This is a genomic window from Blastococcus sp. SYSU DS0541 (genome assembly GCF_054050875.1).
Genome location: NZ_JBJHAD010000013.1, coordinates 77,431 through 92,688 on the forward strand (window position 1 = coordinate 77,431; position 15,258 = coordinate 92,688).

Sequence of the window (15,258 nt, forward strand, 5' to 3'; positions counted from 1 at the left end):
GGTGAACCGTGGTTAACCTCTGCGGCGTGGATGCACCGGTGCTCTCCCACGCCTCCCCGGCCGACCCGGCAGGCGCCGCCCGCAACGCCGCGGCGCACGCGGAGCTCGTCGCCGACCTGGCCGGCCAGTTGCGCGCCGTGGCCCTCGGCGGCGGTGAGCGGGCGCGCGAGCGGCACACCGCCCGCGGCAAGCTCCTGCCCCGCGAGCGGGTCGATGCACTGCTGGACCCGGGCAGCCCCTTCCTCGAGCTCTCGCCGCTGGCCGCGCACGGGCTCTACGACGGCGAGGCGCCGGCCGCCGGGATCATCACGGGCATCGGCCGCATCTCCGGGCGGGAGTGCGTCGTCGTCGCCAACGACGCCACCGTCAAGGGTGGCACCTACTACCCGATGACGGTGAAGAAGCACCTGCGCGCGCAGGAGGTGGCGCTGCAGAACCGGCTGCCCTGCATCTACCTGGTCGACTCCGGGGGCGCCTTCCTCCCGATGCAGGACGAGGTCTTCCCCGACCGCGAGCACTTCGGCCGGATCTTCTTCAACCAGGCGAACCTCTCCAAGGCCGGGATCGCCCAGATCGCCGCCGTCCTGGGGTCCTGCACCGCCGGTGGTGCCTACGTGCCGGCGATGAGCGACGAGGCGGTGATCGTCCGTGAGCAGGGCACGATCTTCCTCGGTGGCCCGCCCCTGGTGAAGGCCGCGACCGGCGAGGTCGTCACCGCCGAGGACCTGGGCGGGGGAGACCTGCACAGCCGGGTCAGCGGGGTCACCGACCACCTGGCCGACGACGACGCGCACGCCCTGCAGATCGTCCGCCAGATCGTCTCCACGCTCGGCCCGCGCGAGGCCCGCCCGTGGGACGTCGAGCCAGTCGAGGAGCCCGTGCACCCCCCGGAATCGGTCTACGAGGTCGTGCCGCCGGATCCGCGCACGCCCTACGACGTCCGGGAGGTCATCGCCCGGCTGGTCGACGGCTCCCGGTTCGCCGAGTTCAAGCCCCTCTACGGGCAGACGCTGGTCACCGGCTTCGCGCGGCTGCACGGCCACCCGGTCGGCATCATCGCCAACAACGGCGTGCTCTTCGCCGAGTCCGCGCTCAAGGGCGCGCACTTCATCGAGCTGTGCGACCGCCGGAAGATCCCGCTGCTGTTCCTGCAGAACATCACCGGCTTCATGGTCGGCCGCGACTACGAGGCCGGCGGCATCGCCAAGCACGGCGCCAAGATGGTCACCGCGGTCGCCTGCGCCCGGGTACCGAAGCTGACCGTGGTCATCGGGGGCTCGTTCGGCGCGGGGAACTACTCGATGTGCGGCCGGGCGTACTCGCCCCGGTTCCTCTTCACCTGGCCCAACTCGCGCATCTCGGTGATGGGCGGGGAGCAGGCCGCCTCGGTGCTGGCGACCGTCCGCCGCGACGGGATCGAGGCGCGCGGCGGGGAGTGGCCGGCCGAGGAGGAGGAGGCGTTCAAGGCGCCGATCCGCGACCGGTACGAGTCGCAGGGGCACCCGTACTACGCCACCGCCCGGCTCTGGGACGACGGCGTCATCGATCCCGCGCAGACCCGCACCGTGCTGGGCCTGGCTCTCGCCGCCTGCGCCAACGCGCCGCTCGAGGACGTCGGCTACGGCGTCTTCCGGATGTGAGGGACTGATGTTCGACACCGTCCTGGTCGCCAACCGCGGCGAGATCGCCGTCCGCGTCATCAGCACGCTGCGCGCGATGGGCGTCCGCTCGGTCGCCGTGCACAGCGAGGCCGACGCCGGCGCGCTGCACACCCGCCTCGCCGACGTCGCCGTCCCCATCGGGCCGGCGCCGGCCGCGCAGAGCTACCTCTCCATCGAGCGGGTGCTCGAGGCCGCCGCGCGCACCGGCGCGCAGGCGATCCACCCCGGCTACGGCTTCCTGTCGGAGAACGTCGACTTCGCCCGCGCCTGCGAGGAGGCGGGGATCGTCTTCATCGGCCCGCCGGTGGGCGCGATCGAGGCGATGGCCGACAAGATCCGCGCCAAGCAGACGGTGATGGCCGCCGGGGTGCCGGTCGTCCCCGGCCGCACCGAGCCCGGCATGAGCGACGCCGAGGTCGCCGACGCCGCCGTCGCCGTGGGCTTCCCGGTGCTGCTCAAGCCCAGCGCCGGCGGGGGCGGCAAGGGCATGCGGGTGGTGCGCTCGAAGGACGAGTTGCCGGACGCGATCGCCGGCGCGCGGCGCGAGGCGAGCGGCTCCTTCGGCGACGACACGCTGCTCGTGGAGCGCTACGTCGGCAACTCCCGACACATCGAGGTCCAGGTGCTGGGGGACGCCCACGGCACGGTCATCCACCTCGGCGAGCGCGAGTGCAGCCTGCAGCGGCGGCACCAGAAGGTGATCGAGGAGGCGCCGTCCCCCTTGCTCGACACGGCGATGCGCGCCTCGATGGGCCGCGCCGCCGTCGAGGCGGCGAAGGCCGTCGGCTACACCGGGGCGGGCACGGTCGAGTTCATCGTCGACGCCGACCGGCCGCGCGACTTCTTCTTCCTGGAGATGAACACCCGGCTGCAGGTCGAGCACCCGGTCACCGAGATGGTCACCGGGCTGGACCTGGTGGAGCTCCAGCTGCGCGTGGCCGCGGGCGAACCCCTGCCGATCGACCAGAGCGACGTCTCCCTCGACGGGCACGCCATCGAGGCCCGGCTCTACGCCGAGGACCCCGCCCGCGGTTTCCTGCCCCAGGCCGGCACCGTGCTCGGCCTCGTGGAGCCGACGGGCCCGGGCATCCGCCTCGACAGCTCCCTGGCCGTCGGCGGTCGGGTCGGCACCGACTACGACCCGATGCTCGCCAAGATCATCGCCTGGGCCCCCGACCGGGAGACCGCACGCGCGCGCCTGGTGGGGGCGCTCGGGCACACCGCCGTCCTCGGCGTGACCACCAACGCCGCCTTCCTGCGGGCGCTGCTCGACGACGCCGACGTCGTGGCCGGGGCGCTCGACACCGGGCTCATCGAGCGGCGCGGCGAGGAGCTGACCGCCGTCGGTGAGCCGTCTGCGCACGTCTACGCGGCCGCGGCGCTCGCCCTGCTGGTCGAGTCCGAGCCGGCCGGCCCCGTCGTGGACCGCTGGGACGTGCCCGACGGCTGGCGGCTGGGCGAGCCGGCGTGGACGGTGCGGCGCCTCCAGGTGGCGGGTGCGGATCCGCTGACCGTCCGCGTGCGCGGCCGGTCTGCGGACGCCGAGGTGGCCGTGGGCGACGCGGCGCCGGAGCCGGCCCGGGCCGTCCGCGACGGCGACAGGCTGGCGGTGACGTTCGCCGGGCGCTCGTCGTCCTACGCGCTGGTGCACCACGGCGGTCAGGTGTGGCTGGCCGCCGAGGGCCGGGTCACCGCGCTGCGGGAGCACGAGCGGCTGGCGTCGACCGCCGGGCAGGCCGGGGGTGACGGCGCCGTGACCTCCCCCATGCCGGGGACGGTGACGGTGGTGCGGGCGTCCGTCGGCGACGAGGTGGAGGCGGGCACCCCGCTGCTCGTCGTCGAGGCGATGAAGATGGAGCACGTGCTCACCGCCCCGGTCGCGGGGACGGTGGCCGAGCTCGCAGTGACGGCGGGCCAGACGGTCGCGCTGGACGAGCGGCTGGCGCTGGTGACCCCGGCGGCCGGGCCCGAGCAGCAGGAGAACTGATGTTGGACTACCGGCTCAGCGACGAGACCGAGACGCTGCGGAAGACCGTGCAGGAGTTCGCTCGGGAGGTCATCGCCCCGCAGATCGGGGAGTTCTACGAGCGCGACGAGTTCCCCACGGAGATCGTGCGGCAGATGGGCGAGCTGGGGCTGTTCGGCCTGCCCTTCCCCGAGGAGTACGGCGGCGCCGGGGGCACCTACTTCGACCTGTGCGTGGCGCTCGAGGAGCTGGCGCGGGTGGACAGCTCGATGGCGATCACCGTCGAGGCCGGCGTCTCGCTGGGCGCCATGCCGATCTACCGGTTCGGCACCGAGGAGCAGAAGCGGGAGTGGCTGCCCCGGCTGTGCACCGGGGAGGCGCTGGGCGCGTTCGGGCTCACCGAGCCCGGTGGCGGGTCGGACGCCGGGGCGACGCGCACCACCGCGCGCCTGGAGGACGGGCACTGGGTGATCAACGGCTCCAAGGCGTTCATCACCAACTCCGGCACCGATCTGACGGCGCTGGTCACCGTCACCGCCGTGACGGGTACCAAGCCGGACGGCAAGAAGGAGATCTCGGCGATCATCGTGCCGTCGGGGACGCCGGGCTTCACCGTCGGCCAGCGGTACTCGAAGGTCGGCTGGAATGCCTCGGACACCCGCGAGCTCTCCTTCGACGACTGCCGCGTGCCCGAGGAGAACCTGGTGGGGGAGCGGGGCCGCGGCTACGCGCAGTTCCTCTCCATCCTCGACGAGGGCCGGATCGCCATCTCCGCGCTGTCGGTCGGGCTGGCGCAGGGCTGCGTCGACGAGTCGGTGAAGTACGCAGCCCAGCGGGAGGCCTTCGGCCAGCCCATCGGCCGCAACCAGGCGGTGCAGTTCATGATCGCCGACATGGAGGTGCGGGCCTCCACCGCGCGGCTGGCCTACTACCGGGCGGCGGAGAAGATGCTGCGCGGCGAGCCGTTCAAGCGCGAGGCCTCGATCGCCAAGCTCTACAGCTCCGAGGTCGCGATGGACAACGCCCGCTACGCCACCCAGGTGCACGGCGGGTACGGGTTCATGAACGAGTTCCCGGTCGGCCGCTTCTACCGCGACGCGAAGATCCTCGAGATCGGTGAGGGCACCAGCGAGGTGCAGCGGATGCTGATCGCCCGCGACCTCGGCGTCGGCTGAGCGCGCGCGGGTCGACCTGCCGCGTCAGCGCCGGGCGAGCTCCGCGGCCAGGGGGTCGAGGCCGAGCTGGCCCAGCGCCAGGACGTCGCGGTGCCACTGCGCCAGGTCGAAGGCGTCGCCCGCGCGCCGCCGGGCCTCCTCGCGGCAGGTCAGGAACACCCGCTCACCCACCTTGTAGACCGGCGCCTGCCCGGGCCAGCCGAGGTAGCGGTGCAGCTCGTCCACGCGCATGGCGTCCTCCATGCTCACGTGCCGGCGCAGGAAGGCCAGCGCCACGTCGTAGTCCCAGCGCGGGCCTGCCGCCGCCCCTGCGGGGATCGGCAGGTCCAGGTGCACCCCGATGTCGAGCACGACGCGCGCGGCCCGCAGCTCCTGGGCGTCGAGCATGCCGAGCCGGTCGCCCGGGTCCTCGAGGAAGCCCAGCTCCCCCATCAGCCGCTCGGCGTAGAGCGCCCACCCCTCGGCGTTCCCCGAGCAGGAGCAGAGCACCGCTGCCACCGGTTGAGCCGCTCGGCGTCGTGCACGGCCTGCCCGATCTGCAGGTGGTGGCCCGGCACGCCCTCGTGGAAGACGGTCGTGGTCTCCCGCCAGGTCGTCATCTCCTCGACGCCCTCGGGCAGCGACCACCACATCCGGCCCGGGCGGCTGAAGTCCTCGCTGGGGGCGGTGTAGTAGACGCCCTCGCCCGCGGTCGGGGTCAGCCGGCCCTCGATGCGGCGCACGGGCTGCGGGATGTCGAAGTGCACGCCGTCGAGCGCGGCCACCGCCCGGTCGGCGGTCTCCTGCAGCCAGGCCTGCAGCGCCTCGCGGCCCCGGATGATCCGCGCCGGGTCGGCGTCCAGCGCCGCCATCGCGCCGGCCACGCCCTCACCAGGCGCGATCACCTCGGCGACCCGCTCCTTCTCGGCGACGATGCGGGCGAGCTCCGCCCAGCCCCAGTCGTAGGTCTCGTCGAGGTCCAGCCGAGCGCCGGTGTGGAAGCGCGACTCGACGAGGTAGCGGTCGCGGCCCACGCCGTCGGCCGACGGCGCCAGCGGCAGCAGCACCCGCTCGAGGTGCCCGGCGAACCCGAGCAGGGCGCCCGACGCCCGCTCGGCGCCGTCGGCCAGGTCGCGGCCCAGTGCGCTGCGCGGCTCGACAGGCGCCTCGCGGGCCAGCCGGGTGAAGAAGCCGGGGCGCTCGGGTGTGCCGGCCCACTGCCGCGCCCGCTCCGCGGCCAGCCGGATCTGCCGGGCGGTGGAGACGCGGCCGCGGTCGGCGGCGTCGTCCAGGCCGCGGGCGTAGCCGAGCAGCGCCGTCGGCATCGCCGCGAGCCGGACCGCCACGGCGGACCAGTCCTCGTCGCACTCGGTGGGCATGAGGTCGAAGACTTCGCGGAAGTTCTGCAGCGGGCTGTCGACGGTGTTCAGGTCGGCCTGCGCGTAGCCGGCGTCGTAGCGGTCGAGCTCCGCGCCGAGCCGCTCGAGCATGGCGCTGCGCGCGATCTCGTCCCGGCGGTCGACCGGCTCGAGCGCCTCGGCCTGCGCGCGGGTGCGGCGCAGCAGCTCGGCGTGGGCGGCGTGGCCGTCGCTGCTGAGGTCGGGCCACCGGTCGTCGTGCCCGCGGACCCCGATGTAGGTGGCGACCACCGGCTGCGCCGCCGCGTATCTCTCGACGAAGCCGTCGGCGAGCTGGTCCAGCGGCGACGGCGGGCGCGCGGAGGAGGCGGTCACCCGCTGACGCTATCCCGGTGACTGCTCTCGGCCGTCAGTGCGCGGCGGGCGCGCGCTGCGGGACCGCGACGCTGAGCAGGACGACGGAGTCCTCGTCGGCGTGCAGGCTGTGCCGGCGGGCCAGGATCGGCGCCACGTCCGAGCCGCTCAGCTCGTCGGTGTGCTCGCCGGCCAAGAGCCGCACCCGCCCGCGGAGGACCAGCAGGCTCGCGAGGCCGGGGCTCTCGTGCTCGGCCAGCTCGGCTCCGCCGCGGAGCGCGATGACCGTCTGGCGCAGCCCGTCGACCGGGTGCGGCAGGGCGCGTGCCGCGCGGCCGGCGTGCTCGGAGCGCGCCCGGTCGAGCAGCTCGTCGGCGAGCGCGCTCAGGTCGGTCGTCGTCGCGGGATCACTCATGGCCCGAGGCTAGGCACAGCGCCGCGCTCAGGCGGTGACGTCGATCAGCACCTTGCCGACGGCCCCGTCCTGCACCGCCCGGTGCGCGGCGGCGGTCTCGGCGAGCGGGTGGACGTGCAGCGGCAAGCCGGCGTCCTCCCCGACCCGGATCGCGCCCTCGGCGACCGCGGTGGCGACGTCCTCGATGCCGAGGACCTTCGCCCGCTCCGGCTCGGTGTAGACGAGCACGAACTGCCAGCGGGCGTTGGGCGTCATCTGGGCGCGCACCGGCACGGTCACCTCCGCGCCGCCGTCGTCGGCGTACATCGCGACCGCCCCGTGCATCCCGATGACCTGCGCATCGACGGCGGCGTTGACCGCTGCCGAGACCTCGACGATCGCGTCCACACCCTTCGGCGCGAGCTTCCGCACCTCGGCGACGACGTCCTGCTGCTTGTAGTCGACGACGTGATCGGCGCCGGCCGCGGCGGCCAGCCGCGCCTTGCGGGGGCTGCTCACCGTGGCGATGACCGTCGCGTCGGCCCACCGGGCGAGCTGGATGGCGGCGTTGCCCACCGCGCCCGCGCCGCCCTGCACCAGCACCGTGTGCCCGGTGAGGGCACCGGCGCCCAGCCGGTCGGGCAGCGACTCTCCCACGGTGAGGCAGCGGTGCGCCGTGAGGAACGGGATGCCGAGGGCGGCGCCGAGCTCGAAGGGGGTGTTCTCGCCCAGGAGGACGACGTGCCGCGCCGGGACGACGGTGTACTCCGCGGCGGTGCCCCACGGCCGCTGCCAGGCGGCCTCCCAGATCCACACCCGCTGGCCGAGCATCGCCGGCTCCACGCCCTGGCCGACGGCGTCGACGGTGCCCGAGCCGTCCTGGTTGGGCACCTGCCCGTCCGGGCCAGGCTGCGCGTTCGTGCGCGACTTCCAGTCAGTGGGGTTGACGCCGGAGAAGGCGACGCGGACGCGCACCTCACCGGGGCCGGGCTCGGGCACCGGGCGGTCGATCAGTTGCAGGACGTCGGGGCCACCGGGCTGGGTGTAGGAGATCGCGCGCATCGGGGTCCGCTACCCGGTCCCGTCCGAGGCACACCGACGCGCATAGGCACGGGGAGTGGTACGGTTTCTCGTACCACGTGCCGATGGAGGGTCCATGTCCGTCACCGCCAGCGAAGCCCGTCAGCGGCTGTTCCCGCTGATCGAGGAGGTCAACGCCGACCAGGTCGCCGTCGAGATCGTCTCGAAGCGCGGAACGGCATTCCTCGTCTCCGCCGACGAGTACCACTCGCTCAAGGAGACCGTGCACCTCCTGCAGTCACCCAGGAACGCCGAGCGCCTTCGCGAGAGCCTGGCGGAGGCGGCCGACGGGAAGGCTGAGCCGCACCAGCTGGTCGAGTGAGGATCGTCTTCACGACCCATGGCTGGGACGACTACACGAGCTGGACGGGCGACCGGAAGACGCTGGGCCGGATCAACCGTCTCATCACCGAGGCCGCCCGGGACCCTGCTGCAGGAGCGGGCAAGCCTGAGCGCCTCCGTGGGGACCTCTCCGGCTGCTGGTCGCGCCGCATCGACCAGGAACACCGCATGGTCTGCACCGTCCGCGGTGACGACCTCGTGATCCTGCAGGCGCGGTACCACTACTGACCGGGCCCATCGGCCCGATCAGCCGGGCGGGGCGTCGTCGTCGGTGGGCCACTCCGGGATCGGCAGGCCGGAGGCGGTCAGCAGCCGCTCGACGGTCTGCTCGACCACCTCGTCGGTGGGCGGCACGCCGCCCGGCGAGGCCATGAGGCCCCGCACCGCCGCCGGCTCCAGCTCCGTGCCCACCGCGTCCCGCACCCACCGGGCGAACCCCTCGGCCTCGGCGTCGACGTCCACGGGCGCCGAGGCGTCGGGCTCGTCGAAGTAGATCCGCGGCTCGTAGCCGAGGAAGAAGCGGCCGCCGGAGGCGTCGGCGGCGCGGTAGTCCACGGTCGCGATGTCGCTGTCGTGCACGTCGACCATCAGGAACGGCACCGCGGTCGGCCGCCCCGTGCGCCAGCGTCCTTCGCTGTAGACGAGCGTGCCGAAGTAGCCCATGGACGGAGGCTACCGACGCCCGGGGCCGGCAGCCCCGGGCGCCCGAGCCGGAGCCGCACTGCCGCGCTGGCAGCCCCGGTGTCGGAACCCGCGCCGGCGACCGGCCCGTCGTGCGGCTCCCCCCACTACCCTCCGGCGATCCGGGTGGCGCTCCTGCGGGAGCCGGGGGCGAGGAGCCAGACGTGGACGGACGGCGGATGCTCAGGGCGCTCGTCGTCGGGATCGCGGCGGCGGTGCTCGGCGGAGTGGTCGGGGCCGTGCTGACGCGGGGGCTGATGCGGCTGGTCGCGCTCGTGGCCGGAGGCGACCCGGCCTTCAGCTGGACCGGTCTGGCGTTCATCGCGGTCTTCTACATCGTGTTCCTGGCTCCGGGCGCCGTCGCGCTGGCCTGGGGCCGGTCCCGTTGGTCCCAGGCCGTGCTGGCCCTCGGCGCCGTCGCCATCCCGGTCCAGGCGGCGGGCATCGCGCAGAGCGACCTCGAAGGCGTCGGTCCGCTCGGTGCCGGGCAGTGGACCGCGCTCACCGCGCTGTTCGTGGCGATGGCAGTCGTGTACGCGCTCCAGGCGGTGCTCGTCTACCGGCTGGCACGCTCAGGCGCGGCTGATCGAGGGCGTGAGCCGGCGGCGCGGCTCACAGCTGCGTGAGCGACCCCGGCGGCAGGTTCACCACGATCGCCTCCTGGCTGCTGCGGGCCAGGACCACGACCGCCTCCTCCTGCCCGGGGTTCTCCTCGCGGTGCGGGGTCCACGGCGGCACGAACACGTAGTCGCCCGGCTCGGGGGTGAGTCGGACCTCCTCGCCGTCCCGGGCGAAGACGAACACCGGCCGGCCGGAGACCACGTAGATGCCGGTCTCGGAGTCGCCGTGGTGGTGGTTGGCCGAGGCGGTGCCGGGCGCGACGTGGGCCTCACCCATCCAGACCTTCTCCGCACCGACGCTCTTCCCGGACACCGCCTCCTTGCGGGTCATGCCGCTGCTCTGCCCCGTGTCGGTCGAGAGCTCCGCCGCGCGGACGTGGCGCAGCGGGGCGTGCCAGTGGTCGGTGCCGTCGAGTGCCATGGACGGACGCTAGCGCTGGTCGGCCGTGCGCGGCAGGCGGGACCATCAGGGGATGCTGCGCAGGGTGCTCACGGGTGCGGCCGTCGTCGTCCTGCTGTGCACTCTCCTGGTGACCCTGCTGTGGGCGTTCCAGCGCCGCCTGGTCTACCTGCCCGACGCCGGACCGCTCCCGCCGGCGGGGCAGGCGGTGCCGGGCGCGCGGGACGTCGTGCTCGAGACCGACGACGGCCTGCGGCTGGGCGCCTGGTTCGTCCCGGGCCGGACGCCGGATGCCCCCGGGGTCCTGGTCACCAACGGCAACGGCGGCCACCGCGGCATGCGGGCGCCGCTGGCGCGGGAGCTGGCGGACGAGGGGCTCGCCGTCCTGCTCTTCGACTACCGCGGCTACGGCGGGAACCCGGGCAGCCCGAGCGAGGAGGGGCTGGCGCTGGACGCGGAGGCGGCGCGGGAGTTCCTGATCGGGGACGGCGGGGTGCCGGCCGACCGGCTCGTCTACTTCGGGGAGAGCCTCGGCGCGGCGGTCGCGACCGGGCTGGCGGTGGAGCACCCGCCGGCCGGGCTGGTGCTCCGCTCCCCGTTCGTGGACCTCGCCGCCGTGGGGAGCGAGCACTACCCGTTCCTGCCGGTGCGGGCGCTGCTGCGCGACCGCTACCCGGTGGCCGAGCAGGTCCGCCGGATCGAGGTGCCCACCACGGTGGTGTACGGCAGCGCCGACTCGATCGTCCCGCCGGCGCAGAGCCGGGCGGTGGCCGACGCCGCCGCTTCGCTGCACCGTGTGGTGGAGGTCCCGGGTGCCGACCACAACGACCTCGTCCTGCTCGCGGGGGAGGAGGTTGTCGCGGCGGTGGTGAGCTCGCCGCCCTCGACGCGGGGTGAGTACGCCTCATGTGGGTGGTGGCATCGGGCAGCCTGTCCGTCGTGAAACTCGCCCAGAAGGCGGCTCCAGGGACACCAGCACGCGTGTCCTGACACCTGCGCCGGAGCGCGACCGCGAGGTGCACCTCTGCTCGACGGGCCCGCTCCTTCGCTCCGACAACTCGTGGGCATCAGAACGTTTCAAGGCTGCACGAGCGGAGCACATGTCCGGTGCGGTCCGTACCGAACGACGCTCTGCCCCCGCGCGATGGTGGCTGCCGCCCCTCACCCCTGACCCGCGTGGAGGACCCATGGCCAAGAGCACCCGTTCGAGCATCCAGACAGCCCAACAGCCCGCCTCGCCGCCAAGCCAGCCCAGTCCAACGCAAAGTGGATGGATCTTGGTTGCGATCGTCGCCATCCTGGCATCCCTGATGGCAGTGACGCTGTGGATCACCCGAGATGTCAATCAGGCGACACAGATGGTCGCGCCGATGGCCGTGATCCTCGTCCTTCTGGGGATCGGCCGGTCGACCCGGCACTGATCGCTCGACGCTGACGCCCGCCCGGGAGGCCTCCCGGGCGGGCGTCAGTCTTCCGTCGTCGAGACATGGGGTCCCAGTCGGACCCGCGACAGTCGCTCAGTCATCGGGTTCCTCCTCCACATCGACACCGGTGGGCGTCGTCCGGAGGGCCCTCTGCCGGAAGGGCAGCGATCAAGATCACAACTTGCATCTGCCGTGTCGAGACTCGTCGTCACGAGGAGGGCGGCAGCCGTGGCACCTGTTCGAAGGCTTTGTCCGGCTGTCCCTGAGCGGCCCACTCGGGGGCAGTTGATCGACCTGCTTGACCGTCTCGATGAGCCGTTCAGCGGTCGGTGAGCGCCACCCGGACGCCCAGACCGATGAGCACAGTTCCTGTGACGCGCTCGATCGCGACACGTACGCGGTCCCGGGACAGCAGCCGACCGAGAGCGCCGACGGCGAGCGAGAACGTCCGCCACCAGAGCACGGCCACGCCCAGGAAGACGGCTGCCAGCACGCCGGTGGTGAACGCCGGCTCTCCGGGAGACACGAACTGCGGGATGAGCGTCAGGAAGATGAGTGCGATCTTGGGGTTGAGCAGGTTGGTGATGAGGCCCTGCCGGAAGGCCGCCTTCCGCCCCAGCACCGTCGGCGCGGGCGCCTCGGTGGGCGTGGAGGCTGCCGGGTGCTTGCGCGAGTGCCACAGGGCCATGACGCCCAAGTAGACCAAGTACGCGGCGCCGACGAACTTGATGACCATGAAGGCCGTGGCCGACGCGGCGAGGATCGCGGCCAGGCCGATCGCGGATGCCGTGGCGTACGCGGCGATGCCCGTGCAGCAGCCCAGTCCTGTCCACCACGCCATCCGGACGCCGCCCCGTACTCCGTTGCGTAGGACGAGGGCCATGTCCGGTCCGGGGGTCAGCGTGAGAACCGCGACTACGGCGAGGAAGGGCAGGAGCTGAGCTGGCACCGAGCCACTGTAGGCAGCGCCCCGGTTCCCTTGGCTGTGGCGCTTCCAGGCGATGGCAGGGAGATTGCGAGATCTGTCTCCGAAGCCGCCTCCAGGGCCAACGTTGCCGGATGCGCTGCTGGTGCTCCTGTTGCAGGTGTATTCGCCTGACCCAGGACGGGCCGCTCAGAGACACAGCTGATTGCCACAGGCGTTCCCGCGGGCGGTCGCATCTGCGGAGTCAGTCCGGCCTGTCCATCCTCATGTGCCGTACTCAACGCGGGGCGATCGAGAGGGTCAGCCGGGCGCGGCCCTCCTCGGAGTGGGCGGTGGCGATCCGCTCGGCCGACGGCGTGCCGTACTCGGTGGTGCGCTGGCGGGCGGGGCGGCCGATCGCGGCGGCCATCGCCTCGAGCTCGGCGATGGTCTTCAGCGACCCGTTCTCGCTGCCGGCCATGCGGCTGATCGTCTCCTCCATCAGCGTGCCGCCGAGGTCGTTGGCCCCGCCCTGCAGCACCGCCTGGGTGCCGGTGTCGCCGAGCTTCACCCACGAGGTCTGGATGTTGCCGATCCGCCCGTGCAGCAGCAGCCGCGCGACGGCGTGCACCGCCCGGTTCTCGCGCACGGTCGGCCCGGGGCGGGCGACCCCGGCCAGGTAGATGGGGGAGTTGTGGTGCACGAACGGCAGCAGCACGAACTCGGTGAAGCCGCCGGTGCGGTCCTGCAGGGCGGCCAGGGTGCGCAGGTGGGCGACCCAGTGGGCCGGGGTGTCGACGTGGCCGTACATCATCGTCGACGTCGTCGGGATGCCGACCTCGTGCGCGGTGCCGATGATCTCCAGCCAGGTCGCCGTCGGCAGCTTGCCCTTGGTGAGCACCCAGCGGACGTCGTCGTCGAGGATCTCCGCGGCCGTGCCGGGGATCGAGTCGAGGCCGGCCTCCTTGAGCCCGGTGAGGAACTCGCGGAACGGGAGCCCGGTGCGGGCGGCGCCGTTGACGATCTCCATGGGGCTGAACGCGTGCAGGTGGATGCCGGGCTGGCGCTGCTTCACCTCCCGTGCGAGGTCGAGGTACGCGGTGCCGGGCAGGTCGGGGTGGATGCCGCCCTGCATGCAGATCTCGGTCGCCCCGGCCGCCCACGCCTCGTCGACCCGGTCGCCCACCTGGCTCATCGAGAGCGTGTAGGCGTCGGCGTCGGTGCGCCGCTGGGCGAACGCGCAGAACCGGCAGCCGGTGTAGCAGACGTTGGTGAAGTTGATGTTCCGGTTGACGACGTAGGTGACGTCGTCGCCGTTGACGTCGGCCCGGACCGCATCGGCGAGCGCGCAGAGGTTCTCGAGGTCCGTGCCGTCGGCACCCAGCAGCGCCAGGTACTCCGCGTCGGAGAGCCCCGCCGGGTCCTGCTCGGCGTGCAGCAGCGCCGCCAGCACCTCGCGGTCGCCGGCGGACAGCGCGGTGGACCGCCCGTCGCGGGCCGACGTCGTCCGGTCGCGGAGCTCGGACCAGTCGCCGTAGACGGCGTCGAAGTCGCTGCGCCGGTCGGCCGTCCGCCCGACGGTGTCGACCTCGACGTGCAGGTCGACCCGGCCCGAGGAGATCCACGCCTCGTCCGGCTCCTGCCAGGGCAGCCCGACCGGGATGCGCCCCTCGACCGCCAGCCCGTCGGGGCCGGCGAGCGCGGTGACGTGCGGGCGCACCCGCGGGTCCAGCCACGGCTCGGGCTGCAGGACGTAGGGGGGCTGGGCGGCCAGCCGCTCGCGCAGCTCGAACCCCGCGTAGTCGGAGAGCTTGGCCAGCTCCTCCAGGTTCGGCCACGGCCGCTCGGGGTTGACGTGGTCCGGGGTCAGCGGCGAGACGCCGCCCCAGTCGTCCACCCCGGCGCGGAGCAGCAGCCCGAGCTCGGTGGAGTCGCTCAGGTTCGGCGGCGCCTGCACCCGCGCCTTCGGGCCCAGCAGCAGCCGGGTGACGGCGACGGCGGCCACGTACTCCTGCAGCTCCAGGTCCTCGTGGGCCTGCATGGCGGTGCGGGGCTTGGCGCGGAAGTTCTGGACGATGACCTCCTGCACGTGGCCGTGCCGCTGCGCGGTGGCGCGGATCTGCAGGACGGCGTCGACCCGCTCGGCGTAGTCCTCGCCGATGCCCAGCAGCACGCCGGTGGTGAAGGGGACGGCGGAGCGCCCGGCGTCCTCCAGCACGCGGAGCCGGAGCGCGGGCTCCTTGTCGGGGCTGCCGAAGTGCGGGCCGCCGGGCTGCGACCACAGCCGGGTCGCCGTCGTCTCCAGCATCATCCCCATGGACGCGGCCACCGGCTTCAGCCGCTGGATCTCCTCCCACGAGAGGACCCCGGGGTTGAGGTGGGGCAGCAGCCCGGTCTCCTCCAGCACCCGGATCGCCATCGCGCGCAGGTAGCCCAGCGTCGAGTCGAAGCCGTGCGCCTCGAGCCACTCGCGGGCGACCGGCCAGCGGTCCTCGGGGCGGTCGCCGAGGGTGAACAGCGCCTCCTTGCACCCCAGCGCGGCGCCGTCGCGGGCGATCTGCAGCACCTCGTCGGGGGAGAGGTAGGGCGGCTTGCCCTGCGCCCGCAGCTGCCCGGGCGTCGTCACGAAGGTGCAGTAGTGGCAGCGGTCGCGGCAGAGGTGGGTGAGCGGGATGAACACCTTGCGGCTGTAGGTCACGACGCCCGGCCGCCCGGCGCTCGCCAGCCCCGCGTCGCGGACGCGGCCGGCGGCGGTCAGCAGCCGGTCCAGCGGCTCGCCGTCGCCCAGGCCACGGGCGTGCAGCAGGGTCTCCGCCTCGGTCGCGTCCAGCGAGACGCCCCGTTCGGCGCGGACCAGGGCGCGGCGGACGGCGGACTCGGATGGTGCAGGCAGAGCGCTCATAGCGGGTCCGACGCTAGC

14 protein-coding genes and 1 pseudogene are annotated in these 15,258 nt (G+C 73.4%); 8 read left to right on the forward strand and 7 right to left on the reverse strand.

Features of this window, described 5'->3' with window-relative positions:
- Positions 1–26: 26 nt before the first annotated feature.
- Genes ACI794_RS14680 through ACI794_RS14690 form a run of 3 tightly spaced genes read left to right on the forward strand, consistent with a single transcriptional unit; the run spans position 27 to position 4,802 of the window.
- Positions 27–1,640 carry a carboxyl transferase domain-containing protein gene (locus tag ACI794_RS14680; RefSeq protein WP_456601289.1) on the forward strand — a complete coding sequence of 538 codons (1,614 nt, stop codon included), beginning with the start codon at positions 27–29 and terminating at the stop codon, positions 1,638–1,640.
- 7 nt (positions 1,641–1,647) lie between these two features.
- Entirely contained in the window at positions 1,648–3,648 is a 2,001-nt protein-coding gene (locus ACI794_RS14685) for an ATP-binding protein (protein WP_456616736.1), read from the forward strand.
- Positions 3,648–4,802 carry an acyl-CoA dehydrogenase family protein gene (locus ACI794_RS14690; RefSeq protein ID WP_456601287.1) on the forward strand — a complete coding sequence of 385 codons (1,155 nt, stop codon included), beginning with the start codon at positions 3,648–3,650 and terminating at the stop codon, positions 4,800–4,802. Before ACI794_RS14685 ends, ACI794_RS14690 begins: the two co-directional genes overlap by 1 nt.
- 24 nt (positions 4,803–4,826) lie before the next feature.
- On the opposite strand, the pseudogene ACI794_RS14695 reads toward ACI794_RS14690, so the two are convergent.
- The 3 genes and pseudogenes from ACI794_RS14695 to ACI794_RS14705 all read right to left on the reverse strand — a co-directional run bounded on the left by ACI794_RS14695 (position 4,827) and on the right by ACI794_RS14705 (position 7,949).
- Positions 4,827–6,514, reverse strand: a pseudogene (locus ACI794_RS14695) (DUF885 domain-containing protein).
- Between the two features lie 34 nt (positions 6,515–6,548).
- A complete protein-coding gene (locus ACI794_RS14700) occupies positions 6,549–6,908 on the reverse strand; it encodes a LuxR family transcriptional regulator (RefSeq protein ID WP_456601286.1) in 360 nt (119 codons plus the stop codon).
- 27 nt (positions 6,909–6,935) lie between these two features.
- Entirely contained in the window at positions 6,936–7,949 is a 1,014-nt protein-coding gene (locus tag ACI794_RS14705) for an NADPH:quinone reductase (RefSeq protein WP_456616737.1), read from the reverse strand.
- A gap of 94 nt (positions 7,950–8,043) precedes the next feature.
- Here ACI794_RS14705 and ACI794_RS14710 point away from each other — a divergent pair, with 94 nt between their 5' ends.
- Together ACI794_RS14710 and ACI794_RS14715 are read left to right on the forward strand one after the other, a co-directional pair.
- Positions 8,044–8,289: a type II toxin-antitoxin system Phd/YefM family antitoxin gene (locus ACI794_RS14710; protein WP_456581486.1), complete on the forward strand. Its 246-nt coding sequence runs from the start codon at positions 8,044–8,046 to the stop codon at positions 8,287–8,289.
- Positions 8,286–8,537: a Txe/YoeB family addiction module toxin gene (locus ACI794_RS14715; protein ID WP_456601284.1), complete on the forward strand. Its 252-nt coding sequence runs from the start codon at positions 8,286–8,288 to the stop codon at positions 8,535–8,537. The genes ACI794_RS14710 and ACI794_RS14715 overlap by 4 nt, the downstream gene beginning before the upstream one ends.
- An 18-nt stretch (positions 8,538–8,555) precedes the next feature.
- On the opposite strand, the gene ACI794_RS14720 is transcribed toward ACI794_RS14715, so the two are convergent.
- Complete coding sequence (locus tag ACI794_RS14720) at positions 8,556–8,972, reverse strand: hypothetical protein (protein ID WP_456601283.1); 417 nt, start codon at positions 8,970–8,972, stop codon at positions 8,556–8,558.
- Positions 8,973–9,154: 182 nt separating this feature from the next.
- Here ACI794_RS14720 and ACI794_RS14725 point away from each other — a divergent pair, with 182 nt between their 5' ends.
- Positions 9,155–9,616 carry a hypothetical protein gene (locus tag ACI794_RS14725; protein WP_456601282.1) on the forward strand — a complete coding sequence of 154 codons (462 nt, stop codon included), beginning with the start codon at positions 9,155–9,157 and terminating at the stop codon, positions 9,614–9,616.
- On the opposite strand, the gene ACI794_RS14730 is transcribed toward ACI794_RS14725, so the two are convergent.
- Positions 9,603–10,031, reverse strand: coding sequence for a cupin domain-containing protein (locus tag ACI794_RS14730; protein WP_456581482.1), 429 nt, complete (start codon positions 10,029–10,031; stop codon positions 9,603–9,605). The two genes, ACI794_RS14725 and ACI794_RS14730, sit on opposite strands and share 14 nt — an antisense overlap.
- A 52-nt stretch (positions 10,032–10,083) precedes the next feature.
- On the opposite strand from ACI794_RS14730, the gene ACI794_RS14735 reads away from it, so the two are divergent.
- A complete protein-coding gene (locus ACI794_RS14735; protein ID WP_456616738.1) occupies positions 10,084–10,953 on the forward strand; it encodes an alpha/beta hydrolase in 870 nt (289 codons plus the stop codon).
- Positions 10,954–11,197: 244 nt separating this feature from the next.
- Positions 11,198–11,431, forward strand: a complete 234-nt coding sequence (locus tag ACI794_RS14740) for a hypothetical protein (RefSeq protein ID WP_456601280.1) — start codon at positions 11,198–11,200, stop codon at positions 11,429–11,431.
- A 322-nt stretch (positions 11,432–11,753) separates the two neighbouring features.
- Here ACI794_RS14740 and ACI794_RS14745 read toward each other — a convergent pair whose 3' ends face one another.
- Both ACI794_RS14745 and ACI794_RS14750 read right to left on the reverse strand, forming a co-directional pair.
- Entirely contained in the window at positions 11,754–12,383 is a 630-nt protein-coding gene (locus tag ACI794_RS14745; RefSeq protein ID WP_456601279.1) for a LysE family translocator, read from the reverse strand.
- A gap of 253 nt (positions 12,384–12,636) precedes the next feature.
- Positions 12,637–15,240, reverse strand: a complete 2,604-nt coding sequence (locus tag ACI794_RS14750; protein ID WP_456616739.1) for a bifunctional FO biosynthesis protein CofGH — start codon at positions 15,238–15,240, stop codon at positions 12,637–12,639.
- Positions 15,241–15,258: the final 18 nt, after the last annotated feature.

Coding starts and splice junctions, on each gene's coding strand:
- ACI794_RS14690 (WP_456601287.1), top strand. CDS start 3,648: ATGTTGGACTACCGGCTCAGCGACGAGACCGAGACGCTGCGGAAGACC.
- ACI794_RS14740 (WP_456601280.1), top strand. CDS start 11,198: ATGGCCAAGAGCACCCGTTCGAGCATCCAGACAGCCCAACAGCCCGCC.
- ACI794_RS14750 (WP_456616739.1), bottom strand. CDS start 15,240: ATGAGCGCTCTGCCTGCACCATCCGAGTCCGCCGTCCGCCGCGCCCTG.
- ACI794_RS14705 (WP_456616737.1), bottom strand. CDS start 7,949: ATGCGCGCGATCTCCTACACCCAGCCCGGTGGCCCCGACGTCCTGCAA.
- ACI794_RS14710 (WP_456581486.1), top strand. CDS start 8,044: ATGTCCGTCACCGCCAGCGAAGCCCGTCAGCGGCTGTTCCCGCTGATC.
- ACI794_RS14720 (WP_456601283.1), bottom strand. CDS start 8,972: ATGGGCTACTTCGGCACGCTCGTCTACAGCGAAGGACGCTGGCGCACG.
- ACI794_RS14735 (WP_456616738.1), top strand. CDS start 10,084: ATGCTGCGCAGGGTGCTCACGGGTGCGGCCGTCGTCGTCCTGCTGTGC.
- ACI794_RS14700 (WP_456601286.1), bottom strand. CDS start 6,908: ATGAGTGATCCCGCGACGACGACCGACCTGAGCGCGCTCGCCGACGAG.
- ACI794_RS14730 (WP_456581482.1), bottom strand. CDS start 10,031: ATGGCACTCGACGGCACCGACCACTGGCACGCCCCGCTGCGCCACGTC.
- ACI794_RS14685 (WP_456616736.1), top strand. CDS start 1,648: ATGTTCGACACCGTCCTGGTCGCCAACCGCGGCGAGATCGCCGTCCGC.